The 23,432-nt window shown below is 65.6% G+C and carries 23 protein-coding genes and 1 other RNA gene; 11 read left to right on the top strand and 13 right to left on the bottom strand.

Annotation, left to right across the window (positions count from 1 at the left end; translation table 11 throughout):
• Positions 1 to 192, bottom strand: a transfer-messenger RNA (tmRNA) gene (ssrA, locus tag B2527_RS05485); the annotation flags it as partial.
• 205 nt (positions 193 to 397) lie between these two features.
• On the opposite strand from ssrA, the gene B2527_RS05490 reads away from it, so the two are divergent.
• The gene (locus B2527_RS05490) at positions 398 to 985 is read left to right on the top strand and encodes a hypothetical protein (protein ID WP_293706526.1); all 588 of its coding nucleotides are present in this window, start codon (positions 398 to 400) and stop codon (positions 983 to 985) included.
• Here B2527_RS05490 and B2527_RS05495 read toward each other — a convergent pair.
• Both B2527_RS05495 and smpB read right to left on the bottom strand, forming a co-directional pair.
• Complete coding sequence (locus B2527_RS05495; protein WP_293706527.1) at positions 982 to 1,398, bottom strand: GNAT family N-acetyltransferase; 417 nt, start codon at positions 1,396 to 1,398, stop codon at positions 982 to 984. The two genes, B2527_RS05490 and B2527_RS05495, sit on opposite strands and share 4 nt — an antisense overlap.
• Complete coding sequence (gene smpB, locus B2527_RS05500; RefSeq protein ID WP_293706528.1) at positions 1,398 to 1,901, bottom strand: SsrA-binding protein SmpB; 504 nt, start codon at positions 1,899 to 1,901, stop codon at positions 1,398 to 1,400. The genes B2527_RS05495 and smpB overlap by 1 nt, the downstream gene beginning before the upstream one ends.
• 51 nt (positions 1,902 to 1,952) lie before the next feature.
• On the opposite strand from smpB, the gene B2527_RS05505 reads away from it, so the two are divergent.
• Both B2527_RS05505 and B2527_RS05510 read left to right on the top strand, forming a co-directional pair.
• Entirely contained in the window at positions 1,953 to 2,381 is a 429-nt protein-coding gene (locus B2527_RS05505; RefSeq protein ID WP_293706529.1) for a type II toxin-antitoxin system RatA family toxin, read from the top strand.
• A gap of 4 nt (positions 2,382 to 2,385) precedes the next feature.
• Positions 2,386 to 2,643, top strand: a complete 258-nt coding sequence (locus tag B2527_RS05510) for an RnfH family protein (protein WP_293706530.1) — start codon at positions 2,386 to 2,388, stop codon at positions 2,641 to 2,643.
• A 21-nt stretch (positions 2,644 to 2,664) separates the two neighbouring features.
• On the opposite strand, the gene B2527_RS05515 is transcribed toward B2527_RS05510, so the two are convergent.
• Positions 2,665 to 3,054: an outer membrane protein assembly factor BamE gene (locus tag B2527_RS05515; RefSeq protein WP_293706531.1), complete on the bottom strand. Its 390-nt coding sequence runs from the start codon at positions 3,052 to 3,054 to the stop codon at positions 2,665 to 2,667.
• Positions 3,055 to 3,157: 103 nt separating this feature from the next.
• Between B2527_RS05515 and fur the strand changes: the two genes are divergently transcribed.
• Positions 3,158 to 3,565, top strand: a complete 408-nt coding sequence (gene fur, locus B2527_RS05520; protein ID WP_293706552.1) for a ferric iron uptake transcriptional regulator — start codon at positions 3,158 to 3,160, stop codon at positions 3,563 to 3,565.
• Positions 3,566 to 4,168: 603 nt separating this feature from the next.
• On the opposite strand, the gene recN is transcribed toward fur, so the two are convergent.
• The gene (gene recN / locus B2527_RS05525) at positions 4,169 to 5,836 is read right to left on the bottom strand and encodes a DNA repair protein RecN (RefSeq protein WP_293706532.1); all 1,668 of its coding nucleotides are present in this window, start codon (positions 5,834 to 5,836) and stop codon (positions 4,169 to 4,171) included.
• Between the two features lie 184 nt (positions 5,837 to 6,020).
• Here recN and grpE point away from each other — a divergent pair, with 184 nt between their 5' ends.
• The 5 genes from grpE to B2527_RS05550 all read left to right on the top strand — a co-directional run bounded on the left by grpE (position 6,021) and on the right by B2527_RS05550 (position 12,070).
• Positions 6,021 to 6,536, top strand: coding sequence for a nucleotide exchange factor GrpE (gene grpE, locus B2527_RS05530; RefSeq protein ID WP_293706533.1), 516 nt, complete (start codon positions 6,021 to 6,023; stop codon positions 6,534 to 6,536).
• Between the two features lie 143 nt (positions 6,537 to 6,679).
• Entirely contained in the window at positions 6,680 to 8,602 is a 1,923-nt protein-coding gene (gene dnaK, locus B2527_RS05535) for a molecular chaperone DnaK (protein WP_293706534.1), read from the top strand.
• A 131-nt stretch (positions 8,603 to 8,733) separates the two neighbouring features.
• Entirely contained in the window at positions 8,734 to 9,858 is a 1,125-nt protein-coding gene (gene dnaJ / locus B2527_RS05540) for a molecular chaperone DnaJ (RefSeq protein WP_293706535.1), read from the top strand.
• 191 nt (positions 9,859 to 10,049) lie between these two features.
• On the top strand, positions 10,050 to 10,958 hold the full coding sequence (gene pdxY, locus B2527_RS05545; protein WP_293706536.1) for a pyridoxal kinase: 909 nt from the start codon (positions 10,050 to 10,052) through the stop codon (positions 10,956 to 10,958).
• Complete coding sequence (locus tag B2527_RS05550; RefSeq protein WP_293706537.1) at positions 10,955 to 12,070, top strand: prephenate dehydrogenase; 1,116 nt, start codon at positions 10,955 to 10,957, stop codon at positions 12,068 to 12,070. Before pdxY ends, B2527_RS05550 begins: the two co-directional genes overlap by 4 nt.
• Before the next feature lie 328 nt (positions 12,071 to 12,398).
• On the opposite strand, the gene B2527_RS05555 is transcribed toward B2527_RS05550, so the two are convergent.
• The 5 genes from B2527_RS05555 to B2527_RS05575 all read right to left on the bottom strand — a co-directional run bounded on the left by B2527_RS05555 (position 12,399) and on the right by B2527_RS05575 (position 16,597).
• Positions 12,399 to 12,611 (bottom strand): hypothetical protein, encoded by a 213-nt coding sequence (locus B2527_RS05555; protein WP_293706538.1) that lies wholly within the window; start codon positions 12,609 to 12,611, stop codon positions 12,399 to 12,401.
• Between the two features lie 87 nt (positions 12,612 to 12,698).
• Entirely contained in the window at positions 12,699 to 14,468 is a 1,770-nt protein-coding gene (locus B2527_RS05560) for an ABC transporter transmembrane domain-containing protein (protein ID WP_293706539.1), read from the bottom strand.
• Entirely contained in the window at positions 14,461 to 15,057 is a 597-nt protein-coding gene (locus B2527_RS05565; protein WP_293706540.1) for an IMPACT family protein, read from the bottom strand. Before B2527_RS05565 ends, B2527_RS05560 begins: the two co-directional genes overlap by 8 nt.
• Before the next feature lie 41 nt (positions 15,058 to 15,098).
• Positions 15,099 to 16,082, bottom strand: coding sequence for a hypothetical protein (locus tag B2527_RS05570; protein ID WP_293706541.1), 984 nt, complete (start codon positions 16,080 to 16,082; stop codon positions 15,099 to 15,101).
• Entirely contained in the window at positions 16,079 to 16,597 is a 519-nt protein-coding gene (locus tag B2527_RS05575) for an RNA polymerase sigma factor (RefSeq protein ID WP_414717006.1), read from the bottom strand. The genes B2527_RS05570 and B2527_RS05575 overlap by 4 nt, the downstream gene beginning before the upstream one ends.
• A 221-nt stretch (positions 16,598 to 16,818) precedes the next feature.
• On the opposite strand from B2527_RS05575, the gene B2527_RS05580 reads away from it, so the two are divergent.
• Entirely contained in the window at positions 16,819 to 19,740 is a 2,922-nt protein-coding gene (locus B2527_RS05580) for a bifunctional diguanylate cyclase/phosphodiesterase (RefSeq protein WP_293706543.1), read from the top strand.
• 119 nt (positions 19,741 to 19,859) lie between these two features.
• On the opposite strand, the gene B2527_RS05585 is transcribed toward B2527_RS05580, so the two are convergent.
• The gene (locus B2527_RS05585) at positions 19,860 to 20,453 is read right to left on the bottom strand and encodes a TIGR00730 family Rossman fold protein (RefSeq protein ID WP_293706544.1); all 594 of its coding nucleotides are present in this window, start codon (positions 20,451 to 20,453) and stop codon (positions 19,860 to 19,862) included.
• A gap of 35 nt (positions 20,454 to 20,488) precedes the next feature.
• On the opposite strand from B2527_RS05585, the gene B2527_RS05590 reads away from it, so the two are divergent.
• Positions 20,489 to 20,629, top strand: a complete 141-nt coding sequence (locus B2527_RS05590) for a hypothetical protein (RefSeq protein WP_293706545.1) — start codon at positions 20,489 to 20,491, stop codon at positions 20,627 to 20,629.
• Between the two features lie 41 nt (positions 20,630 to 20,670).
• On the opposite strand, the gene lpdA is transcribed toward B2527_RS05590, so the two are convergent.
• Both lpdA and sucB read right to left on the bottom strand, forming a co-directional pair.
• Positions 20,671 to 22,095, bottom strand: coding sequence for a dihydrolipoyl dehydrogenase (gene lpdA / locus B2527_RS05595; protein ID WP_293706546.1), 1,425 nt, complete (start codon positions 22,093 to 22,095; stop codon positions 20,671 to 20,673).
• A 129-nt stretch (positions 22,096 to 22,224) separates the two neighbouring features.
• Complete coding sequence (gene sucB, locus B2527_RS05600; RefSeq protein ID WP_282272073.1) at positions 22,225 to 23,424, bottom strand: dihydrolipoyllysine-residue succinyltransferase; 1,200 nt, start codon at positions 23,422 to 23,424, stop codon at positions 22,225 to 22,227.
• Positions 23,425 to 23,432 lie beyond the last annotated feature (8 nt).

Here is a 23,432-nt window from a genome sequence, read left to right on the forward strand (position 1 = left end):
AGCCGGTTCCGTGATAATGACCCTACATCCACGAGCACGGGCACAAGTGGGTTCGGGGCTTACGCCTTAAGCGGCGAGAGCGTAGTTGTCGTCGTTGGCAACTAGAGTTTTGCAGCTGGATTTACGAGGAAAGCTACCCCCTCGGCATGCACCAAGTGACTTCACAACCCCCGTCGAAACCAGTGCACCCCCGGTTGGACTGAGTTGAGAGTGTTCTGTCAGCGCTCCGATGGACCGGTTTGCTGGCAGAACCTCACTGAGCGGTGTTGATGCTATCCGAAACAAGCTGAATCGTCACGCATCGGCTGAATGTCCCGCGCCGGGGTTAACGCGGCACCGACCTTTCTGCGACGTGCCGCTGCCGAGCATTGCAGCCATCTTGGTTATGGAGCGGGTGATGGTCATGCAGCAGCGCAGCCTGCAGATGCTGGCGGGCGGGGTAGGGCGGGCGTTCCGCCAGCGGGCGCTGGCGCCGGCGGCGCTCTACCTGTTGCTGGGTGGTGCGGTGGCGGGTGCGGTCTGGGCCGGACGGATGCATTGGCCATTGCTGGCACCGGGGTTGTTGATGCTTTGCGCAGTGGTGCTGGGTTGGATGCAACAGGTGCGGCGGCGTTGGCTGGGTGTCTATCTGGTTGCGGCTCTGCTGTTGCTGGTGCTGCAGTCGCCCTGGTCGGGGCTGGATCCGGCAGGCGTCGAGCGCGTGGCTCTGGCGGCCATGGCATTGGCCGTGGCGCAATTGTTGGTGCACACCGTGCGGGTGGTGCAGTTGTCCTGGGCATTGCAGGCCCAGGTGGACGCGATGGACGATACGGCTATCCTGGCGTTGTTGCCCGGCGAGGCGGCTGGGGCTGCCCGGCAGTGGCAACAGGGTGATGAGCGCCGGGCGCTGGAGCTGCAGGATGTGGTGACGCTCACCCTGTTGTATGCGGTGTTGAAGTCGCCGCTTGCGCAACGCCTGTGGCTGCGCCGGGTGCTGTTGGGTTAGAGCATCTTGCGCAGGTAGATGCGCTGGTGGCCGGCAGGGAAGTTCTCCAGCCGGCCGAATACTTCGTAGCCGTGGCGAAGGTAGAAGGCCTCGGCCTGCCAATCGAATGTGTCCAGGGTGGCGCCCTGCGCGCCAGCCGCGCGGGCCTGCTGCTCGGCCTGTTTCAGCAAGGCGCTGCCCAGGCCATTGCTACGGCACTCCTCGTCCACCCACAGCACGTGGATCAGCAGCCAGCCGGCACAGAGTTCGCCAAGCAGGCCGCCCTGCAGCCGGCCATGGGCGTCATGACTGGCCAGCTGCAGCGGGGTTTCGTTGAAATCCTCGCCGCTGGCCCTACGGTTGAATGCCTGCAGCCGCGCGCATAGCTGCTGCACGTCGTGTGCGCTGGCAGCTTGCAATAGGCCTGCCGCCATCAGGCGTTGCGGTTGTGGGCGCGCATGGCGCGCTGCTTCTCGCGGGCCCAGTCGCGTTCCTTGGCGGTGTCGCGCTTGTCGTGGTTCTGCTTGCCCTTGGCCAGTGCGATCTCCAGCTTGATCTTGTTCTTGCTCCAGTACATCGCGGTGGGTACCAGGGTGTAGCCGTCACGCTCGACGCGGCCGATCAGCTTGTCGATCTCGCGCCGGTGCAGCAGCAATTTGCGCTGGCGGCGGTCCTCGGGAACGGTGTGGGTGGAGGCCTGGATCAACGGGGTGATCTGGGCGCCAATCAGGAAGATCTCGCCGTCCTTCACATAGGCGTAGGCATCGGTCATGTTGCCGCGGCCGGCCCGGATGGCCTTGATCTCCCAGCCCTGCAGCACCAGGCCCGCCTCGTAGCGCTCTTCCAGGTGGTATTCGTGACGGGCACGCTTGTTCAACGCGATGGTTTTGTCGGCCGTCGCGTTCTTTGCTTTATCCTTGCGGGAGTTCTTGCTCATTTACGTATTGTCTCCGATCCGGAGGCATTCCGGACAATCTTCGTAATCCCCATGACTACCATCCGCCGCAGCGCACTGGTTGAACACTCCGCCGAGCGCATGTTCGACCTGGTCAATGATGTTTCTGCCTACCCGCGCCGTTTCCGATGGTGCGACAAGGCCGAGATCCTGGAGCAGGGGGAGCAGCGGCTTGTGGCCCGGCTGGACCTGGGCCTGGGCTCGTTCCGTACCTGGTTCATGACCGAAAACACCTTGCAGCGCCCCACCAGCATCGATATGCAGTTGCGCGACGGGCCGTTCAAGCGCCTGCACGGGCGCTGGCAGTTCCATGTGTTGGCCGAGGACGCCTGCAAGGTCAGCCTGGAGCTGGAGTTCGAGCCGACCTCGCGTCTGCTGGGGCCGGCACTGGCACTGGGCTTCCAGGGGCTGGCCGACCGCATGGTCAATGATTTCGTGCGCGTTGCCGATCAGGAGGGCTGAGGGCATGCGCGTGGCGGTGGTACTGGCTTGGCCGGACAGCTACCTGCAGCGTGAGCTGGTGTTGCCCGAGGGCTGCACGGTGGCCGACGCGATCGAGGCGGCGGCCCTGCCGGGCGCCGAATTGGCCGCCGCAGTCGCAGTGCATGGGTTGCTGGCGCGCCAGCAACAGGTGCTGCTGGATGGCGACAGGGTGGAACTGCTGCGGCCGTTGCTGGCCGACCCCAAAGAAAATCGCCGCCGGCGGGCGCGCGGCGGCGATTGACCTTACCGGTGGGGGCGCCGATCAGCGGCCCTTCTTCTTGTCCTTGGCCAGGTTGCGGCCGAACTGACGCACGCTGTTGCGCGCCAGGTCCGCGTCCTGGGTGGGGAAGTAGTCGCCTTCCCAGCGGGTGACCTGGTCGTTCTCGAAGAACACGGTGAAGTTCTTCACCTCGGTCTTGCCCAGGCGGTTCACGCGCTGGCTGGAGGTGTAGTCCCAACGCTGTGCATGGAACGGGTCGGGGATGGACGGGGTGCCCAGCAACGCGTTGACCTGCTGCTTGCTCTGGCCAACCTGCAGCTGCGACACGGATTGTTCGCGGATGAGGTTGCCCTGGTAGATGGGCTGCTTGTAAATGATGCCGCAGCCAGTGGTGGACAGGGCGACAACGGCGATCAGCAGGAGGTTGCGCATTGGGTAGGACGGTTGGGGATATCAGGGCGATGATACACTCCCCGGCACCCAGCGCGATCTGACCGGAGGCAACTGGCGTAAACCGCCAATGAACACGATGGCCATGGAATCCCACGACCTGCGCAAAGTCGGCCTGAAGGTGACGCATCCCCGTATGCGCATCCTGGCCCTGCTCGAGCAGAATACCCCCCACCACCACCTCACCGCCGAGGATATCTACCGTCAGTTGCTTGATTGCGGTGACGAGATCGGGCTGGCCACGGTTTACCGTGTGCTGACCCAGTTCGAGGCGGCCGGGCTGGTACTCAAGCACAACTTTGAAGGCGGCCAGGCGGTTTACGAGCTGGACCGCGGTGCCCACCATGACCATATGGTGGACATGGACACCGGCAAGATCATCGAGTTCGAGAGCCATGAGATCGAGCAGCTGCAGCGCAAGATCGCAGAAGAGCATGGTTACGAACTGGAAGAGCACTCGCTGGTGCTGTACGTGCGCAAAAAGCGGCGTTGAGCCGGCAAGGGTGGTCTGCGGGCCGCCCGTTTGAACCATAAACACCGGCCATTGGCCGGTGTTTTTGTTTGCGTTGCCGTGTAGTGCCGAGCCATGCTCGGCAGGGGCTTTACCAGCGTTGTATCCGTTGTTCCATAAGGCGGTCTGCAGAAGCCCGAAGGCCAAAAGCTACCCTGGCCCCAACCCCCTCTGTAGTGCCGAGCCATGCTCGGCAGGGGCTTTGCCAGCGTTGTTTCCGTTGTTCCATAGGATGGTCTGCAGAAGTCCGAAGGCTAAAAGCTGCCTAGCCCCAACCCCCCCCTGTAGTGCCGAGTCATGCTCGGCAGGGGCTTTGTCAGCGGTTCCGTGAGGCAGGCTGCAAAGGCCCCAAGGCCCCAAAAGCCCAAAAGCCCAAAGCTGCCCTCACCCCAACCCCCGCTCCGCGCCCCAGCCCTTGCGCTGGCGCAAGGGCGTTCGATGAGCAGCGAACCAATGGTTCGCAAGCTGCTCCTCTCACCCCGCTTGCGGGAGAGGGGCTAGTGCCAAGCCCAAGCCTCAAGCCCAAGCCCAAACCCAAGCCTCAAGCCCAAGCCTCAAGCCCAAGCCCAAGCCCAAGCCCAAGCCTCAAGCCTCCGCCAGCAATTTGCGCGCCGCAGCGCGGGCTTCCTTGCTGACTTCGGCGCCGCCCAGCATGCGCGCAAGCTCTTCCTCGCGGCCCTTGCCGTCCAGCAGTTCCACCGCGCTCTGGGTCATCCCTTCCACCGGCGCTTTGCTGACCCGGTAATGGGCGTGGCCCTTGGAGGCGACCTGCGGCAGATGGGTCACGCACAGTACCTGTCGCCGCTCGCCCAAGGCGCGCAGCTTCTTGCCGACAATGTCGGCGATCGCGCCGCCAATGCCCGAATCCACCTCGTCGAAAACCATGGTCGGCACGGCATCCAGGCCCAGCGCGGCCACTTCGATCGCCAGCGAAATACGCGACAACTCGCCGCCGGAGGCGACCTTGCGCAGGGCGCGGGCCGGCTGGCCGGCATTGGCCGCCACCAGGAACTCCACCCGCTCGGCACCGTTCGGGTCCGGCCGCAGCTGGGCCTGGGGTTCCAGCTCGATCCGGAATTGCCCCCCGCCCATGCCGAGCTCGCCGATCAAGGCAGTGGTTGTGTCGGAAAGCGCGGCCGCGGCGGTCTGCCGGCTGCTGGACAGGCTTGCCGCCACGTCCTGCCAGCGGGCGGCAGCCTTGTCGATCTCGCCGGCCAGCTTGGCCAGGCGCTCGTCGGCACCACGCAGTTGTTCCAGCTCGCCTTCCAGGCGGTCGCGGGTGGCGGCAAGTTCTTCCATCGGCACGCGGTGCTTGCGCGCCATGTCGTGCAGGCGGCTGAGCCGGCGTTCGATGTCTTCGAAGGCTTCCGGGTCGCTGTCCAGGTCGTCCTGCACTCGGTCCAGCTGGGCGAGGGTTTCATGCAACTGGATGCCGGCGGCATCGAGCATGGCATCCACGTCACCGAGACGGGCGTCGTGCTGGCTGACCCTGCCCAGCTCGTGCCGCACCTGCTGCAGCAGGGAGAGCAGGGACGGCCCGTCTTCGTCGCCATTAAGCAGGCCGCCGGCGCGCTGGCAGGCTTCGATCAGGGCGGTTGAGTGGGCCTGGCGGCGGTGGCTGGCGCCCAGTGCAGCAATCGCCGCGGGCTCCAGTTCCTCGCGCTGCAGCTCGCCGAGCTGGTGTTCCAGAAACCCGATCCGGTCGGAAACATCGCCTTGCTGGGACAGGGCATCGCGTTCGTCCAGCAGGGCCTGCCACTGGCTGGTGGCGCTGCGCACGGCACTGCGTTCGGCGTCGTTGCGGGCGAATGCATCCAGCAGGGCCAACTGGCTGGGGCGCGAGAGCAGGGCCTGCTGGTCGTGCTGGCCGTGGATCTCGACCAGGAAACCGGCCAGCTCGGACAGCTGCGACACCGGTACCGGGCGGCCATTGATGAAGGCACGCGAGCCGCCGTCGGCGCGGATCACCCGGCGCAGCTGGCATTGCTCGTCGTCATCGAGCTCGTTGTCGCGCAGCCAGCCGCGTGCCGGGGCGTCATCGGCCAGGCTGAACTCGGCGGACAGCTCGGCGCGGCTGGCGCCGTGGCGGACCACGCCGGAGTCGGCGCGCAGCCCGGACAGGAACCCTAAAGCGTCCACCATCAATGACTTGCCGGCGCCGGTTTCACCGGAGACGACAGTCATGCCTGGCCCGAACTCGAGCTCGGTGGCGCGGACAACGGCAAAATCCTTGATCGAAAGATGTCTGAGCATGGCTGGCAGGTCTTGGGGCCGCGCAAAACTAGCATGCGTGCCGGGCAGGTCAATGTAGGGCAGGCGGTGTCGGGCCCAGATTAGGAACAAAGCGTCTCATGGCGTGAGCCAGAGCCTTGAAACTTCCGGTACAGCCCACATACGGGGCGAGGTAGGCGGCAGAAGATCCGCCAGGGAACCGGAAATGAACCAAGAACACACTGAATTCGACCCCGAGAACAGCGCTGCTGGCGGCGAAGACGCCCAGCACGACCAGATCGAAGCGCTGCGCGCCGAGCTGGAGCAGGTCAAGGCCGAATCGCTGCGCGAGCGTGCCGACCTGGAAAACCAGCGCAAGCGCGTGGCCCGTGACATCGAACAGGCCCGCAAGTTCGCCAACGAGAAGCTGTTGGGCGAGCTGCTGCCGGTGTTCGACAGTCTGGACGCCGGCCTGGCCGCGGCAGGCAACGAGCCCAACGCATTGCGCGAGGGTCTGGAACTGACCTACAAGCAGCTGCTGAAGGTGGCTGCCGACAATGGCCTGGTCCTGCTGGACCCGGCCGGCCAGGCCTTCAACCCGGAGCACCACCAGGCCATCAGCCAGGTCGACCCGCCGGCAGGCGTGGCGCCGGGCGCAGTGGTCACCGTGTTCCAGAAGGGCTACCTGCTCAACGAGCGCCTGCTGCGGCCGGCGCTGGTGGTGGTGGCCCGGGCCGATTGACCGGCCCGCTGGCTGGCCGCTGCCTAAACAGGCGCGGCTGCCGGCAAACAGCGTTCCGGGGATGACTTGAATGTCATCAGGTCGTCCCCCACATCCCATTCATCCCCGGCGGCTGCCGGCAAACGAATCCTCAGGAGTCCCCCATGGGCAAGATCATTGGTATCGACCTCGGCACCACCAACTCGTGCGTGGCGATCATGGACGGCGGCAAGGCCCGCGTCATTGAAAACTCGGAAGGCGACCGTACCACGCCCTCCATCGTCGCCTACACCAAGGATGGCGAAGTACTGGTGGGTGCCTCGGCCAAGCGTCAGGCCGTCACCAACCCGAAGAACACCTTCTATGCGGTGAAGCGCCTGATCGGCCGCAAGTTCACCGACGCCGAAGTGCAGAAGGACATCGCCCACGTGCCGTACGGCATCCTGGCGCATGACAACGGCGACGCATGGGTACAGACCAGCGATGCCAAGAAGATGGCGCCGCAGGAAATCTCTGCCCGCGTGCTGGAGAAGATGAAGAAGACCGCCGAAGACTTCCTTGGCGAGAAGGTCACCGAAGCGGTCATCACCGTGCCGGCCTACTTCAACGACAGCCAGCGCCAGGCGACCAAGGACGCAGGCCGCATCGCCGGCCTGGACGTCAAGCGCATCATCAACGAGCCGACCGCCGCTGCCCTGGCCTATGGCCTGGACAAGGGTGACAACAAGGACCGCAAGATCGTTGTCTACGATCTGGGCGGCGGCACCTTCGACGTGTCGATCATCGAGATCGCCAACGTCGACGGCGAGAAGCAGTTCGAAGTGCTGGCCACCAACGGTGACACCTTCCTGGGCGGCGAAGACTTCGACAACCGCGTCATCGAGTACCTGGTTGAAGAGTTCCAGAAGGACCAGGGCATCGACCTGCGCAAGGATCCGTTGGCCCTGCAGCGCCTGAAGGACGCCGCCGAACGCGCCAAGATCGAGCTGTCCAGCGCGCAGCAGACCGACGTCAACCTGCCGTACGTCACCGCCGACGCCTCCGGTCCGAAGCACCTGAACATCAAGCTGACCCGCGCCAAGCTGGAAGCCCTGGTCGAGGACCTGATCAAGAAGTCGATCGAGCCGTGCCGTGTTGCCCTGCGTGACGCCGGCCTGACTTCGAACGACATCAATGAAGTGATCCTGGTCGGTGGCCAGACCCGCATGCCGAAGGTGCAGCAGGCGGTGACCGATTTCTTCAACAAGGAACCGCGCAAGGACGTCAACCCGGACGAGGCCGTGGCACTGGGTGCCGCGATCCAGGGCGGCGTGCTGGGCGGCGACGTCAAGGACGTGCTGCTGCTGGACGTGACCCCGCTGTCGCTGGGTATCGAGACCATGGGCGGTGTGTTCACCAAGATCATCGAGAAGAACACCACCATCCCGACCAAGGCCTCGCAGACCTTCTCGACCGCCGAGGACAACCAGTCGGCCGTGACCGTGCACGTGCTGCAGGGTGAGCGCGAGCAGGCCCGTTACAACAAGTCGCTGGCCAAGTTCGACCTGTCCGGCATCGAGCCGGCGCCGCGTGGCATGCCGCAGGTGGAAGTGTCCTTCGACATCGACGCCAACGGCATCCTGCACGTGTCGGCCAAGGACAAGAAGACCAACAAGGAACAGAAGGTCGAGATCAAGGCCGGTTCGGGTCTGTCCGAGGACGAGATCGCACGCATGGTCGCCGACGCGGAAGCCAACCGCGAAGAGGACAAGAAGTTCCAGGAACTGGTCCAGGCCCGCAACCAGGCCGACGGCCTGATCCACGCCACCCGCAGCGCCATCACCGAGCATGGCAGCAAGGTTGGCGGCGACGTCATCGGCAAGGTCGAGGCTGCATTGTCCGATCTGGAAACCGCGATGAAGGGCGACGACAAGGCACAGATCGAAGCCAAGTCGAAGTCGCTGGAAGAAGCCGGTCAGGCGCTGTTTGCCGCTGCTTCGGCCGGTGACCAGGCTGGCCCGGCAGCAGGCGGCGACGCCGGTGGCCCGTCCAACGACGACGTGGTGGACGCCGAGTTCACCGAAGTCAAGGACGACAAGAAGTCCTGATGGTCCATGACCTCTCTCCCGCCGGGAGAGAGGTTGGGGTGAGGGTCCGGGTTGCCTGACGGCCCCGGACCTTTGTGTTGTTTACAAACGGACACCCTGGCCCTCCCCTGGAGGGGGAGGGAGAGAAGAGCATGAGCAAGCGCGATTATTACGAAGTACTGGGCGTAGCCCGCACCGCTACCGATGACGAGCTGAAGAAGGCCTATCGCCGTTGCGCGATGAAGCACCATCCGGACCGCAACCCGGGCGATGCCGCCGCTGAAGCTGCCTTCAAGGAGTGCAAGGAGGCCTACGAAACCCTGTCCGACGGCAACAAGCGGCGCATGTATGACGCCCACGGCCACGCCGCGTTCGAGCACGGCATGGGCGGTGGCGGTGCCGGTGGTCCGGACATGAACGATATTTTCGGCGACATCTTCGGCAATATCTTTGGCGGAGGTGGCGGCGGTCCGCGCCAGCCGCGTCGCGGCGCCGACATTGGCTACGTGATGGAGCTGGACCTGGAAGAAGCGGTGGCTGGCGTCGAGCGCCGCATCGAGATCCCGACCCTCGCCGAGTGCGGCGATTGCGACGGCACTGGCTCGGAAGACCGCAAGGTCGAGACCTGCAACGTCTGTGGCGGTCGCGGCCAGGTGCGCGTGCAGCGTGGCATCTTCGCCATGCAGCAGGCTTGCCACAACTGTGACGGCCGCGGCCAGATCATCAGCAAGCCCTGCAAGACCTGCCACGGCAATGGCCGTGTCGAGGAAGACAAGGTGTTGTCGGTCAAGGTGCCCGCAGGCGTGGATACCGGCGACCGCATCCGCCTGCAGGGCGAGGGCGAAGCCGGCCCGGCCGGTGCGCCGGCAGGCGATCTGTATGTGGAAGTGCGTGTGCGCGAGCATGCGATCTTCACCCGTGACGGTGACGACCTGCACTGCGAAGTGCCGGTGCGCATCTCGCAGGCTGCTTTGGGCGACGCGATCCGCGTGGCCACGCTTGGCGGTGAAGCGGAAATCCGCATCCCGGCCGAGACCCAGACCGGCAAGCTGTTCCGCCTGCGCGGCAAGGGCGTCAAGTCGGTGCGCAGCCGCACCGAAGGCGATCTGTATTGCCGCGTCGTGGTGGAAACCCCGGTCAACCTGACCGCCGAGCAGCGCAAGCTGCTGGAGCAGTTCGAAGCCACCTTCGTCGGCGAGGAAGCGCGCAAGCACTCACCGAAGTCGGCGACCTTCATCGACGGCGTGAAGGGCTTCTGGGAACGCATGAAGTCCTGATGCGTCACCTGTAGTGCCGAGCCATGCTCGGCATCAGCTCCACTTGTAGTGCCGAGCCATGCTCGGCAGCGGCGTTCCCGGTAATGCCCCTGCCGAGCATGGCTCGGCACTACCTCGTTATGCCATCTGCTATTGGTTGCGCGCGCAAGCGTATCCGCTCGGGCCTTGCGCTGCGGTCGTAGAATAGGGCGATGAACGAAGTCGACCACAGCCATCTCGTGCACGGTCGTCGGCAACGCCCGGATGGGCCGTCGCCGGTGGACGTGATTTCCGTGCAATCCCAACTGGTCTACGGCCACGCGGGCAACAGCGCCGCCGTGCCGCCGTTGCGCGCCTTGGGGTTGCGCGTTGCCGAAATTCCCACCACTTTGCTGAGCAATGCGCCGTTCTACAGCACCTTGCGCGGCCGCGTGCTGCCAGCGGACTGGTTTGCCGAGCTGCTGCAGGGTGCAACCGAGCGCGGCTTGCCGCAGCGTGCCGGCGCACTGGTGTCCGGTTACTTCGGCAGCGTCGCCAACGGCGCCGCCTTTGCCGATTGGCTGGATGAAGTACTGCCACAGGCACCGCAGCTGCGCTATTGCCTGGATCCGGTGATCGGCGATACCCACACCGGCCCCTATGTCGAACCCGGGCTGGAAACCATCTTCAGCGAACGCCTGCTGCCGCATGCCTGGCTGGTCACGCCCAATGCCTTCGAGCTGGGTCGCCTGACCGGCATGCCGGCGCTGGAACAGGACGATGCCATCGCCGCCTCGCGCAAACTGCTCGAGCGCGGGCCGGAATGGGTGATCGCACATTCGGTCTCCGGTGACCCCGGCGAGCTGGTCACGCTGGCGATCGGCCGCGAACAGATATGGCGCTGGACTTCGCCGCACCTGCCGGTGGACGTGGCCGGTACCGGTGATGTGCTGATGTCGCTGCTGGTCGCGTTCCTGCTCAAGGGCCACAGTTTCGAGGACAGCGTGGGGCGCGCCATTGCCGGCGTGCATGCGGCGCTGGAAGCGACCCTGGTCACCGGCGTGGAAGAGTTCGACGTATTGGCCGCCGCACCTGCGGCGCTGGGTACGCCTTACCGTTTCCGCGCCGAGCGTCTGGCATGAGTGTGGCGCCGGTCATCGGCATCGTCGGCAGCGGCGGTGCCTATGGGCGCTGGTTGCGTGGCTTCTTCGAGACCCGCATGGGCCTGCAGGTCATCGGCCATGACCCTGTGGACGCCGCGTCGCAGACGCCGGAACAGCTTCTGGAACAGGCTGATGTGCTGTTGTTCTCCGCCCCCATCCGGCATACCCCGGCGCTGATTCGCGAGTACGTGCGGCAATCGGCGGGGCGCGAGCGTGGCCGCCTGTGGCTGGACGTCACCTCGATCAAGGCCGGGCCGGTGGCCGCGATGCTGGAATCGCAGGCCAGTGTTGCCGGCCTGCACCCGATGACCGCACCGCCCAAGGCACCGACCTTGAAGGGCAGGGTGATGGTGGTCTGCGAGGCGCGCCTGGATGCGCGCTGGCAGGCCTGGCTTGATGAACTGTGCACCGCCCTGCAGGCCGAATGCGTGCGCGGCAGTGCCGAACACCACGATCGGGTGATGGCGCTGGTGCAGGCCATGGTGCATGCCACCCATCTGGCCCAGGCCGGAGTGTTGCGTGAGTACGCGCCGATGCTGGGCTCGCTGGCCGAACTGATGCCGTATCGCTCAGCGGCGTTCGAGCTGGATGCGGCGGTGATCGCGCGCATCCTGTCCTTGAACCCGGTCATCTACGAGGACATCCAGTTCGGCAACCCGCATGCCGGTGAAGTGCTGGACCACCTGCTGCTGCAGTTGCAGAACCTGCGCGGCTTGGTGGCGCAGGGCGATGATGTGGCCCGAGCCCGTTTCCGCAGCCAGTTCCTGGCCGACAACAAGGCGGCCGTGGACGCGCAGACCTTGCGTGATGGCAACTACAGCTTCGAGCGTGTGGGTTACCTGCTGGCGGACCTGACCGACACAAGCGCGATGAGCGTGCATCTGCCCGAGGACCGGGCCGGCTCGTTGCGTGAGCTGCTGCATGTATTCGAACACCACGGCATCAGCCTGGCGTCGATCCATTCCTCGCGCACACCGTCCGGTGAAGTGCACTTCCGCATGGGCTTCGTGCAGGCCTATGCCGCCGAGGTGCTGGAAGCGGCTGCGGAGCAGATCAACCGCAGCGGGATCGGCCGCGTACTTGATCGCTAGAACCTGAAACAGCGTTGCGGCCGTTTTGTGCGGCCGTGTCAGCCGGCGGCTGCCAGTTACTCCCTCTGCTCTGCAGAGGGCTGCGGCAGGCCCTGATCTCAACCTCAGGTGCGTCTCACGGGCTGCGACTTAATCCACAGAGAGGTGTGTGCAATTTTGTGGATAATCGCTTGCAGCCCTTGGGGTGCAAGGCTGTCAAGATGGTTGATGAAATATTGGCCAGTTGCGGGCCATATCGGCAAAGCCTATTCAGCAAGGCTGATTGTGACCGCCTTCGCAGCTTGCAAGGCGCGCCGATCACGGGGCCGGCGCGCGTTGCCAACAGCGATCAGGCGCGGTACGGCTGGTTCATCGACAGGCTGATTTCGCCGTCGGCACTGAACAATTCGCTGCCGCGGCGTAGCAGTGGCCGGCCGTCGGCCAGCTCATAGCGCGGCGGCCGAGGGCTGCTGGCCTGCATGCTGGCGGGCTCGTCGACGAACTCGATGACGATGCAGCTTTCGCCATCGCGGGTGGTTGCAGGGAACTGGCGGAACGCCATGGTTTGCCTCCAGACGGGACACGTGGCCGTGCTGCCACGCCCCGAGCTTGCCGCCGCGCTCGTTAGGCCTGCGTTACCGCGGTGTTTTCAATCTATGAACTGCAACCGCGCCAGCTCGGCATACAGGCCGTCCTGCGCCAACAGTTCGGCATGCGTGCCCTGCGCGACGATGCGGCCATGGTCCATCACCACGATGCGGTCGGCCTTGAGCACGGTGGCCAGGCGGTGTGCGATCACCAGCGTGGTGCGGCCTGCCATCAGTCGCTCAAGTGCCTGCTGCACGGCGCGCTCGCTCTGCGCGTCCAAGGCGCTGGTGGCCTCGTCCAGCAGCAGCACCGGCGCATCCTTGAGCAGGGCGCGGGCAATGGCCACGCGCTGTTGCTGGCCGCCGGACAGGCGTGCGCCGCGCTCCCCAAGATCACTGGCATAACCTTCCGGCAACTGCAGCAGGAAGTCGTCGGCTTCGGCCGAGCGGGCCGCGGCACGCACTTCCTCGTCGCTGGCTTCCAGCCGCCCATAGCGGATGTTGTCGGCGGCGCTGGCGGCAAACAATGCCGGCTGCTGCGGTACCAGGGCGATGTGCTGGCGCAGCTGTGCCGGGTCAAGCTCGCGCAGATCGATGCCGTCCAGGCACAGCTGGCCGCCGTCCGGGTCGTGGAAGCGCAGCAGCAGCGACAGCACCGTGCTCTTGCCGGCGCCGGAGGGGCCGACCAGGGCGACGGTCTCGCCCGGGGCCACGGTCAGGCTGAAGTCGTCCAGCGCGGGTTGGTCGGGGCGTTGCGGATAGTGGAAGCTGACATGCTCGAAGCGGATCTCGCCGCGCAAGGGCGCAGGCAGCGCGCGCGGATGCGCCGGTGCGGTGATGCGGGCCTGCTCGGTCAGCAGCTCGCCGATCCGGCCCATGCCACCGGAGGCACGCTGCAGTTCGTTCCATACCTCAGCCAGGGCGCCAACCGAGCCGCCACCGATCAGCGCGTACAACAGGAATTGGCCCAGGGTGCCGGCACTCATGCGGCCAGCCACCACGTCGTGTGCCCCCGACCACAGCACCGCGACAATCGCGCCGAACACCAGCACCATGGCGATGGCGGTGACGAAGGACTGCGTGCGGATGCGGCGTTTGGCGGTATCCACCGATACCTTCAATGCACTTTCAAAGCGGCCGCGCTCGTAGGGTTCGCGTGCATGTGCCTGCACCGTGCGCACCGCGCCCAGGGTCTCCGCGGCCAGCGCGTTGGCATCGGCAACCCGGTCCTGGCTGGCGCGCGAGATCTTCTGCAGTTGGCGCGCGCCCAGCACGATCGGCAACACCGCCAGCGGGATGCCGATCAGCGAATACACCGCCAACCGCGGGCTGGTGACGAACAGCATCACCATCGAGCCGATCACGGTAACGCTGCTGCGCAGTGCCACGGACATGGTCGAGCCGATCACGCTGCGCAGCAGCTCGCTGTCGGCACTCAAGCGCGAGACCAGCTCGCCGCTGCGGGTGCGGTCATGGAAGCCGGCGTCCAGCCCGATCAGGTGGGCATAGAGTTTGCCGCGCAGATCGGCCACGACTTTCTCGCCGAGCAGCGACACGAAGAAGAAACGTGCTGCGGTGGCCAGCGCCAGCACCACCGCAACGATGAACAGCAGCATGAAGGCGCGGTTGATCTGGCCACCACCGGAAAAGCCGTGGTCGATCATCTGCTTGACCGCCATTGGCAGGCTCAGTGTTGCCGTGGACGAGACCGCCAATGCCACCAGCCAGGCACTGAACAGGCCGGCATGGCGGCGCACGAACGGCCACAGGGTCTTCAGGCTGCCCAGTTTCTGCAGCCGGCGCGGCGCGGTGGTGGGGGATGTGTCAGTCATGGTTGACGGGTTCGCTCAGACGGAGACGGTCGCGGGTGGCGTCGCGCAGGCGCAGGGCCAGCGCATCGATCTGGTCTGCCGGCAGCCGCACGTGCAGGCGCAGGCCTTCGGGCAGGAAGTGTTCTTCGAGCTTCTCGGCGCCGACATTGCCCAGCAGCGTGTGGACGATGCCCATGTCCTCGAAGCCGCATTGCAGGATGCGCTCGGTCATCGGTACCAGCGGGCTGCGCTCGGCCACCCGCAGGCACTCGGCAGCCGTGCCGCCGTAGGCGCGGACCAGGCCGCCGGCGCCCAGCTTGATGCCGCCATACCAGCGGGTGACCACCACCGCGATGCGGTCATAACCCTGGCCGTCGATGGCGGCCAGGATCGGGCGCCCAGCGGTTCCGGCCGGCTCGCCATCGTCGCTGGAGCGGTAGTCGTTGCCATGCCGGTAGGCCCAGCAGTTGTGGGTGGCATCGGCCACCGACACCGATTGGATGAAGGCCATGGCCTGCGCCGCATCGGTGACCGGCGCGGCGCGGGCCAGGAACCGGCTGTGTTTTATCTCCAGCTCGTGGCTGGCGGGGGCGGCAAGTGTGTCGAGCATCGCGGCCATTCTAGTGGAGAAGGGCTTGCGGGGCCCCGGGCTCAGTCTTTGAGCAGGGGTTGCAGGTCCTTCGGCACCCGGGCCTCGGGGTAGTCATGGGCAAAGCGGCGCAGGCTGGCACGTGCGCCGTCCAGGTCGCCCGCGTCCAGACGCTCGCGGATGCGCTTGAGCCAATGGCGGCGCGACAAGCGGGTGTCGGCCTCGACGTCGACCACGGGTGCGGCCGTGGCGGTGGTCATGTCGGCCGGGGGTGCCGGTGCGGCGGCCACGGCAGCGCGCTCGCGGCGGGCAGCAGCAGCCTTCGCGGTAGCCTTCTCGCCGGCATGCGGAATGGTGCGCGGCCCCTCGAACGGGGGACGGGGTGCACGCAGTGCCAGGGGCGCGTCGTTGCTGGCACCGCTGTTCGCCAGTGCAGATGCGGGCTCGGCCTGTATCGCTACGGGAGCCGGAGGGGGCGGCGGTGCTGCTGCCGGGGCGGCATAAGCATCGGCCATCGGCGCATCGGTGGGAGGGCTGGCCGGGGCGGGCATGGGTTCGGCTTTCGCCGCGGCATCGCTGGCGCTGGCCTGTTTGCGGGCCTCGGCCGCCGGTGCCGGTTGTGCAGGTGCCTCCACCACGGCGGCAGGTGGCGGCACGGTTTCCACTTCGGCGCCACCGCTTGCGTCGGCAGCGGCAGCGGCGGGCGTGTCAGTGGCCTGCACGGCGCTGTCGCCATGCTGCGGGATCGTCGGTGCCGTGGGTTGCAGCTGCCATGCCAGTCCCACAACGAGTACGAGGGACGCCGCCACGGCCAACGAGGAAGTCAGCCGACGGCGTCGGCGCCAGCCGTGACGTTGCGCGGTCGGCACCGTTGAACTGGCCAGGGTGGTAGCCGGAGCGGGCGTGGCGGACGACAGGGGCGCACGGGCGCGTGCAAGGATGTCGGCATCGACCTGCGCGCTGGGGCTCTGGGCACGCGCGCCGGGGCGACCCAGCAGGCGCGCCAGGTCCCGTTCTTCGGGGGTCAGGTGGTCAGAGGTGTTCATTCGCTCAACCTCACGCGCAGCTTGTCCATCGCATAGCGCAGACGCGATTTGACGGTTTCCCGGCCAACGCCGGTGATCTGCCCGATTTCCTCCAGGCTGAGTTCCTGCTCCAGCCGCAGGATCACGACTTCCTGTTGTTCGGCTGGCAACTCCGCAAGTGCCTGGCGCAGTTGCAGGCGCTGCGCCTGCTCATCGGCCAGCAACTCCGGGGTGCAGCCGTCGGCCAGCCGCGCGGTGCGCTCGTCGGCATCGTCGGGGGCGCTGGGACGGTGGCGCGCAGCACGCCAATGGTCATTGAGGCGGTTGTGGGCGATGCGGAACAACCAGGTGGCGAAGGCCGCGTCCGGCTTCCAGCCCTGCCGGGCATTGATCATCTTCTGCCAGACATCCTGGAACAGCTCCTCGGCCAGCGAGCGGTCGCGCAACTGCCCCAGCAGGTAGTGGAACAGGCGCGCGCGATGGCGGCCATACAACTCGGTGAACGCATCGCTGTCGCCGCCGGCATAGGCAAGCATCAGAGCTTCGTCGGTGGGGGATTGCACGGCGGTGTCCACGGGGCGAAGCCTACGTGTTGGCGCCTTTTCTGCCTAGCTGCGATAGCGGATTGCGGCATTCATGTTCACAAATGTGAAGTGATATTTTTCTTTCATCCGTGGCCGTGGCGGGGCGTCGGGGACGGTATGCTTCGCTGCAGGGGGGAGTTCCGGTACGCCGGAACCCAGAAGAGAACGGATACATGTCGTACAGCGAGATCGCAGCACGTACAGGACCACCGCCACGTGCTGACACAACATCGCCCATTGCCAAGGTGGTCGCCAGTCTGCATGGGCTGTTACCCGGTGGTGCCCGCATCGCGCTTGCCTGGCGCGATGCGCACGTAGGCGAAGCCAATTGCAGCTACCCGCCTGGGGCGGAGGCGTTGTGCCGTGAGGCATTCGGCGTGTTGTGCGCGGGTGCGGACACGCCCGGTGGGCAATCCCTCTATTGGGAGGATGACGGCACCTGCCTGGCGCTGGTGGTGGCTGATACCGATGGCATGGGCCCGGCCAGCCTGCAAGCGTGGCAGGGTACCGCACGGGTGTTGCTGGGCTGTGTTTTCCAGTCGCAGCGGCAGCGCCTGCAGATCGATGAGCTGCAGCAATCCAAACAGCTGCAGAGGGCCCTGTACGAAATCGCCGACCTGGCCGGGGCGGACCTGGCGATGCCGGAGATGCTGCGTTATTTCCATCGCATCCTGTGCTCGCTGATGTATGCCGAGAACTGCTACATCGTCGAATGCGACGAGCAGCAGAGCAGCCTGAAGTTCCTCTATTACGTGGATGAGCAGGACGACTTCCAGCCCGAGCCGGAGCGCAGCTACCGGCACGACGAGATGCCCTCCAGCCTGACCTTCGCGGTGCTGCGGCACGGGCGGGTGATGAGCGGGCCCTCGCGTGAATTGCTGAAGTTCCTTGATTACCAGGCCTCCACCCAGGAGGGCGCGGAAAGCAACGATTGGCTGGGCGTGCCGATGTGGCGGGACAACCGGGTGTGCGGCGCCATCGTGGTGCAGAGCTACGAAGCCGATGCCTGCTACGGCGAAGAAGAACGGGCGCTGCTCAACTTCGTGGCCAAGCACATCCTGACCGCGATGGACCGGCACCAGGCGCATGCGCAGCTGGAGCAGCGCGTGTGCGAGCGCACACGCGACCTGGAGCGCATCAACGGCCACCTGCAGGAAGAGATCATCGTGCGGCGTCGCGCGGAGATGCTGCAGGCCGCATTGTTCAACATCTCCGAACTGGCGATGGTGGGCCACGGTCGTGCCGAGTTCTACCATCAGCTGCACGGCATCATCGGTGGCTTGCTGGACGCCAGTAACTTCTACGTGGCAATGCTTACCGAGGCCGGTGAAGGCATCGAGTTCGTCTACTCGGTGGACCGCTACAACCGCGAACGCGCGCCGCGCCCGTTCAGCGACGGGCTTACCGAATACACCGTGAGCCGACGCGAGCCGGTGCTGGCGATGCGTGAGGATATCGACGTGCTGATTGCCGCCGGCAAGGTGCGCGAGTTCGGTGCCAAATCGCATTGCTGGCTGGGCGTGCCCTTGTTCAGCGATGACGAGGTGGTCGGCGTTATTGCCGTTCAGAGCTACAGCCCGGAAGTGGTGTTCAGCGCCGATGACCGGCGCCTGATGGTGTTCGTGGCCCGCGCCCTGGGCAACAGCCTGGCGCGTCAGCGCGACCAGCAGCGCCTGCTGCAGGCACATGCCGATCTGGAGCGACGGGTGGTCGAACGCACCCGCGAGCTGGGCGAGGTCAACCAGAAACTGCTGGCGCAGATCGGCGAGCGCATGCGCGCCGAGCAGCGGCTGACCCATCTGGCCATGCATGATGTATTGACCGGGCTGCCCAACCGCCTGCACCTGCAGGACCGACTGGAGCGTGCGATCGAGAATGCGGAGCTGGGTGTGTGTCCGCACTTCGCCCTGCTGTTCCTGGACCTGGATCGCTTCAAGTGGGTCAACGACAGTATTGGCCACGCCGCCGGCGACCAGATGCTGGTGGAGGTGGCTCGCCGTCTGGTCCGTATGGTCCGCGGCGACGACGTCGTTGCCCGTCTTGGTGGTGATGAGTTCGCATTGCTGGTGAACTGCGAGCGCGGCGCGGACGCGGCAATGGAGCTGGGGCGGCGCCTGTTGAAGGCGCTGGAGGCGCCGATGTGGGTGGATGGTCGCGAGCTGTTCCCGTCGGGCAGCATCGGCATCGCCCTGTGGAACCCGCGCTATACCTCCGGTGCAGATCTGCTGCGTGACGCCGACGCGGCCATGTACCGTGCCAAGATCCGTGGCCAGGACCGCTGCGTGATGTTCGATGGCGCGATGCATGACGAAGCCGTGCGCAGCCTGGAGCTGGAGGCGGACCTGCGCCGCGCCATCAAGAACCGCGACTTCCTGCCGTACTACCAGCCCATCGTGTCCTTGCAGGACGGTTCCGTTGTGGGCTACGAGGCGCTGCTGCGTTGGCAGCACGAACGCCGGGGCCTGTTGTATCCGGGTGACTTCCTGGCGCTGGGCGAGGAAAGTGGCTTGATCGAACAGGTGGACTGGCTGGTCTACGAGCAGGTACTGGCCGATCTTGCGCTGACTTCCTGCGGCTACATTTCAGTGAATGTGTCGCCGCGGCATTTCCGCTCGACGGAATTCGTGGGCCGCTTGTTCGGGCTGATCGAAGCCGCAGGGGCCGATCCGCGTCGCCTGCGGGTGGAAATCACCGAGATGGCGCTGCTGGAGGACGCTCCGCGTACGCTGCGCACCCTGCATGAGCTCAGAGAACGCGGCATCGTGGTGCAGCTGGATGACTTCGGCACCGGCTATTCGGCGCTGTCGTATCTGCACCGTTTTCCGATCAATGCCCTGAAGGTGGACCGCAGCTTCGTCGCCGGCCTGCATGCCGAGAATGGCAAGAGCACGCTGGCGCTGGTCGAGGGCGTGCTGTCGCTGGCGCGCACACTGAGCATCGAGACCATCGGCGAAGGCGTGGAGACCGAGCGCCAGATGCAGACCCTGATGGAGCTGGGCTGCAGTTTCGGGCAGGGCTATCTGTTGGGATATCCCCTGCCGAGGGAGCAGACCCTGCAGCTTGCTGCAGCGGGTGAAGGTTCGCTCGGGCAATGATCCGTGGGCCTGCCCCCGCGCCGTCGGCGCAGGGCAGGTAGCTGTCGGGGGCCGACGAGGGTTGGCGGCTCCCGCCCTGCGTGCAGGAGCGTCGAGGCCTTGCCGCGCGCCAGGCTTTTTTACCGCAGTGCGTTGCGCTTCTTCTCGTCGAACCACTTGTCGGCCTGCGCCGGCGAGTAGCTGCGCATCCATTCCAGCATCTGCGTCGGGTCTTCGCCGTACCAGAGGTCCTCGCGCTGTTCCGGGTGCAGGAAGCGTTCGCTGACCATGGTGTCGATCATGCCGATCAGCGGCTGGTAGAAACCGTCGATGTCGAGGAAGGCGCAGGGCTTCTTGCCGATGCCGAGCTGGCGCCAGGTCAGCATCTCGAAGATCTCCTCGGCGGTGCCAAAGCCGCCGGGCAGGGCGACGAAGGCATCGGACAGGTCGAACATGCGCGACTTGCGCTCATGCATGGAGCCGACGATTTCCAGCGTGGTCACGCCCTTGTGGGCCACTTCCATGTCCACCAGGTGCTGCGGGATCACGCCGGTGACCTCGCCGCCAGCGGCCAGCACGCCATCGGCCACCGCGCCCATCAGGCCGGTGCGGCCGCCACCATAGACCAGGCGCAGGCCTTCGTTGGCGATACGCGTGCCCAGTTCGGTGGCGCGTTCGACATAGACGGGCTTGGCACCGGGGTTGGAGCCGCAATAGACGCAGATGGATTTCATGTTTGTGGCCGGGAATGGGGAATCGGGAGTGGGGAATGGCTAAAGCAAAAGCAAAAGCAAAAGCAAAAGCAAAGCAAAAGTGGGTCGGAGCACTGAAGCGGGCGGTGATCTGCTGCTTCTTCAAAACAGAAACGCCAGCATCGCTGCCGGCGTTCCTTTTGGTGGTGAATCGGTAGGGCTGTAACTATTCCCTATTCCCGATTCTCCATTCCTCGCCTCAATTCGCCTTGTGTATGGCGCGCTTGGTCACCGCCATCGCCGCGTCGTGCACTGCCTCGGACAGCGACGGGTGGGCGTGGCAGATGCGGGCCAGATCATCGGAGGAACCGCTGAACTCCATGGTCAGCACACCTTCGTGCACCAGCTCGGAGACATTGGCGCCCACCAGGTGCATGCCCAGCACGCGGTCGGTTTCGGCGTGTGCCAGCACCTTGACGAAGCCAGCCGGCTCCACCATGGCAACGGCACGGCCATTGGCGGCGAACGGGAAGCTGCCGGCCTTGTACGGGATGCCTTCGGCCTTGAGCTGGGCTTCGGTCTTGCCGACCCATGCCAGTTCCGGTTCGGTGTAGATCACCCACGGGATGGTGTCGAAATTGACGTGGCCCGGGAGGCCAGCGATCAGCTCGGCCACGGCAACGCCTTCCTCGAAGCCCTTGTGGGCCAGCATCGGGCCGCGCACGCAGTCGCCCACCGCCCACACGCCGTCAACGCCGGTGTGGCAATGGTCGTCGACCACGATCTGGCCACGCTCGTTGAGCTGCACGCCGGTGCCTTCGGCCAACAGGCCCTTGCTGGCGGCGCGGCGGCCAACGGCCACCAGCAGCTTGTCGACGGTCAGGGTCTTTTCGCCCTCGGCGTCGGTGTAGCTGACGATGACTTCCTCGCCCTTGATCTCGGTCTTGGAGACCTTGGCGTTGAGGCGGATGTCCAGGCCCTGCTTCTTGAATTCCTTGGCGGCAACCTTGGCCACTTCGGCATCGGCGGCAGCCAGGAACTCCGGCAGTGCTTCCAGGATGACCACTTCCGAACCCAGGCGCTTCCACACGCTGCCCAGTTCCAGACCGATCACGCCGGCACCGATAACGGCCAGGCGCTTCGGCACTTCGGTGAAGTCCAGTGCGCCGACATTGTCGACGATGTGCTTGCCGTCAAACTTGGCAAACGGCAGCTCGATCGAATCCGAACCGGCGGCGATGATGACGTTGGTGCCCTTGAGCTCGACTTCCGAACCGTCGTGCTGCTTGACCTTGACCACGTTGCCAGCCTGCAGCTGGCCGAAGCCGTAGTAGGTGGCAACCTTGTTGGCCTTGAACAACTGGGCGATGCCGCCGGTGAACTGCTTCACGATGGCGTCCTTGCGGCCGACCATCTTGGTCACGTCGATCTTGGCGTCGTTGAAGCTGATGCCGTGCTGATCGAAGATGTGGCCCATGTTCCAGTACTGGCGCGAGGAGTCCAGCAGCGCCTTGGACGGGATGCAGCCCACGCGCAGGCAGGTGCCGCCCAGGGCCGGCTTGCCGTCCTTGCCCAGCGCTGCGTCGATGCAGGCGGTCTTCAGGCCCAGCTGCGCGGCACGGATGGCGGCGTGGTAGCCGGCCGGGCCGGCACCGATGACGACGACGTCGAATTGTTCAGCCATTTGAGATTCCTTGGTACCAATCCCTTCTCCCTGCGGGAGAAGGTGGCGCGGAGCGCCGGATGAGGGTGCGGGAGGGCCTTGGCCCTCACCCCAACCCCTCTCCCGGGGGGAGAGGGGCTTGGAGCGGAATTACAGACCGAACAGCATGCGGCCCGGGTTTTCCAGCTGGTTCTTGATGTCCACCAGGAACTGCACCGAATCCTTGCCGTCGATGATGCGGTGGTCATAGGACATGGCCAGGTACATCATCGGCGCGATCACGACCTGGCCGTTCTCGGCGATCGGACGGTCCTTGATGGCGTGCATGCCGAGGATGGCGCTCTGCGGCGGGTTGACGATCGGGGTCGACATCAGCGAACCGAAGGTGCCACCGTTGGTCACGGTGAAGGTGCCGCCCTGCAGTTCTTCCAGCGACAGCTTGCCGTCACGGGCCTTCTTGGCGTAGTCGGCAATGGCCTTCTCGATGTCGGCGAACGACATGCGCTCGACGTTGCGCAGCACCGGGGTCACCAGACCCTTGTCGGTGGACACGGCGATCGAGATGTCCGAGTAGCCGTGATAGATGATGTCGTCACCATCGATCGAGGCATTGACCAGCGGGAAGCGCTGCAGCGCGTTGGCGGCAGCCTTGACGAAGAAGCTCATGAAGCCCAGCTTGATGCCGTGGGCCTTGACGAACTCTTCCTGCAGTTCCTTGCGCGCAGCCGAGACCTTGGACAGGTTGACTTCGTTGAAGGTGGTCAGCATGGCGGTCGAGTTCTTCGACTGCATCAGACGCTCGGCGATGCGCTTGCGCATGCGGGTCATCGGCACGCGTTCTTCCGGACGTGCACCACCGGCCTTGCCGACGCCGCCGTTGCGGGCGAAGTTGACGATGTCTTCCTTGGTCACGGCGCCGTGGCGGCCGGTACCGGACACGTCAGCCGGGTTCACGCCTTCGGTGATGGCCGAGAAGCGGGCGCCCGGGGGCAGGGCGTCGGCGGCCGACTTGGCAGCCGGGGCCGGTGCAGCGGCAGCAGCCGGAGCGGCGGCGGCCGGGGCAGCAGCCTTCGGTGCTTCGGCAGCAGCGGCCGGAGCGGCGGCGGCAACCGCGCCTTCCTCGATGATGGCCAGGATCTGGCTCGAGGTGACGGTGTCGCCTTCCTGGAACTTGATTTCCTTCAGCACGCCATCAACCGGCGCCGGTACTTCCAACACGACCTTGTCGGTTTCCAGGTCGAGCAGGTTCTCATCACGCTTGACGGCCTCGCCAGCCTTCTTGTGCCAGGTGGCGATGGTGGCGTCGGAGACGGATTCGGGCAGTACCGGTACTTTGACTTCGGTGGCCATTTGGCTGA

Origin of the sequence: Stenotrophomonas sp. UBA7606 (genome assembly GCF_002477705.1) — a bacterium.
Taxonomy (GTDB): domain Bacteria; phylum Pseudomonadota; class Gammaproteobacteria; order Xanthomonadales; family Xanthomonadaceae; genus Stenotrophomonas.

Coding starts and splice junctions, on each gene's coding strand:
- smpB (WP_293706528.1), bottom strand. CDS start 1,901: ATGAGCAAGAACTCCCGCAAGGATAAAGCAAAGAACGCGACGGCCGAC.
- B2527_RS05515 (WP_293706531.1), bottom strand. CDS start 3,054: ATGCGCAACCTCCTGCTGATCGCCGTTGTCGCCCTGTCCACCACTGGC.
- grpE (WP_293706533.1), top strand. CDS start 6,021: ATGAACCAAGAACACACTGAATTCGACCCCGAGAACAGCGCTGCTGGC.
- fur (WP_293706552.1), top strand. CDS start 3,158: ATGGAATCCCACGACCTGCGCAAAGTCGGCCTGAAGGTGACGCATCCC.
- B2527_RS05580 (WP_293706543.1), top strand. CDS start 16,819: ATGTCGTACAGCGAGATCGCAGCACGTACAGGACCACCGCCACGTGCT.
- B2527_RS05560 (WP_293706539.1), bottom strand. CDS start 14,468: ATGACTGACACATCCCCCACCACCGCGCCGCGCCGGCTGCAGAAACTG.
- B2527_RS05510 (WP_293706530.1), top strand. CDS start 2,386: ATGCGCGTGGCGGTGGTACTGGCTTGGCCGGACAGCTACCTGCAGCGT.
- B2527_RS05495 (WP_293706527.1), bottom strand. CDS start 1,398: ATGGCGGCAGGCCTATTGCAAGCTGCCAGCGCACACGACGTGCAGCAG.
- B2527_RS05555 (WP_293706538.1), bottom strand. CDS start 12,611: ATGGCGTTCCGCCAGTTCCCTGCAACCACCCGCGATGGCGAAAGCTGC.
- B2527_RS05590 (WP_293706545.1), top strand. CDS start 20,489: ATGGCTAAAGCAAAAGCAAAAGCAAAAGCAAAAGCAAAGCAAAAGTGG.
- lpdA (WP_293706546.1), bottom strand. CDS start 22,095: ATGGCTGAACAATTCGACGTCGTCGTCATCGGTGCCGGCCCGGCCGGC.
- B2527_RS05585 (WP_293706544.1), bottom strand. CDS start 20,453: ATGAAATCCATCTGCGTCTATTGCGGCTCCAACCCCGGTGCCAAGCCC.
- dnaK (WP_293706534.1), top strand. CDS start 6,680: ATGGGCAAGATCATTGGTATCGACCTCGGCACCACCAACTCGTGCGTG.
- B2527_RS05570 (WP_293706541.1), bottom strand. CDS start 16,082: ATGAACACCTCTGACCACCTGACCCCCGAAGAACGGGACCTGGCGCGC.
- B2527_RS05505 (WP_293706529.1), top strand. CDS start 1,953: ATGACTACCATCCGCCGCAGCGCACTGGTTGAACACTCCGCCGAGCGC.
- B2527_RS05550 (WP_293706537.1), top strand. CDS start 10,955: ATGAGTGTGGCGCCGGTCATCGGCATCGTCGGCAGCGGCGGTGCCTAT.
- recN (WP_293706532.1), bottom strand. CDS start 5,836: ATGCTCAGACATCTTTCGATCAAGGATTTTGCCGTTGTCCGCGCCACC.
- B2527_RS05565 (WP_293706540.1), bottom strand. CDS start 15,057: ATGCTCGACACACTTGCCGCCCCCGCCAGCCACGAGCTGGAGATAAAA.
- dnaJ (WP_293706535.1), top strand. CDS start 8,734: ATGAGCAAGCGCGATTATTACGAAGTACTGGGCGTAGCCCGCACCGCT.
- B2527_RS05490 (WP_293706526.1), top strand. CDS start 398: ATGGTCATGCAGCAGCGCAGCCTGCAGATGCTGGCGGGCGGGGTAGGG.
- sucB (WP_282272073.1), bottom strand. CDS start 23,424: ATGGCCACCGAAGTCAAAGTACCGGTACTGCCCGAATCCGTCTCCGAC.
- pdxY (WP_293706536.1), top strand. CDS start 10,050: ATGAACGAAGTCGACCACAGCCATCTCGTGCACGGTCGTCGGCAACGC.
- B2527_RS05575 (WP_414717006.1), bottom strand. CDS start 16,597: ATGCTTGCCTATGCCGGCGGCGACAGCGATGCGTTCACCGAGTTGTAT.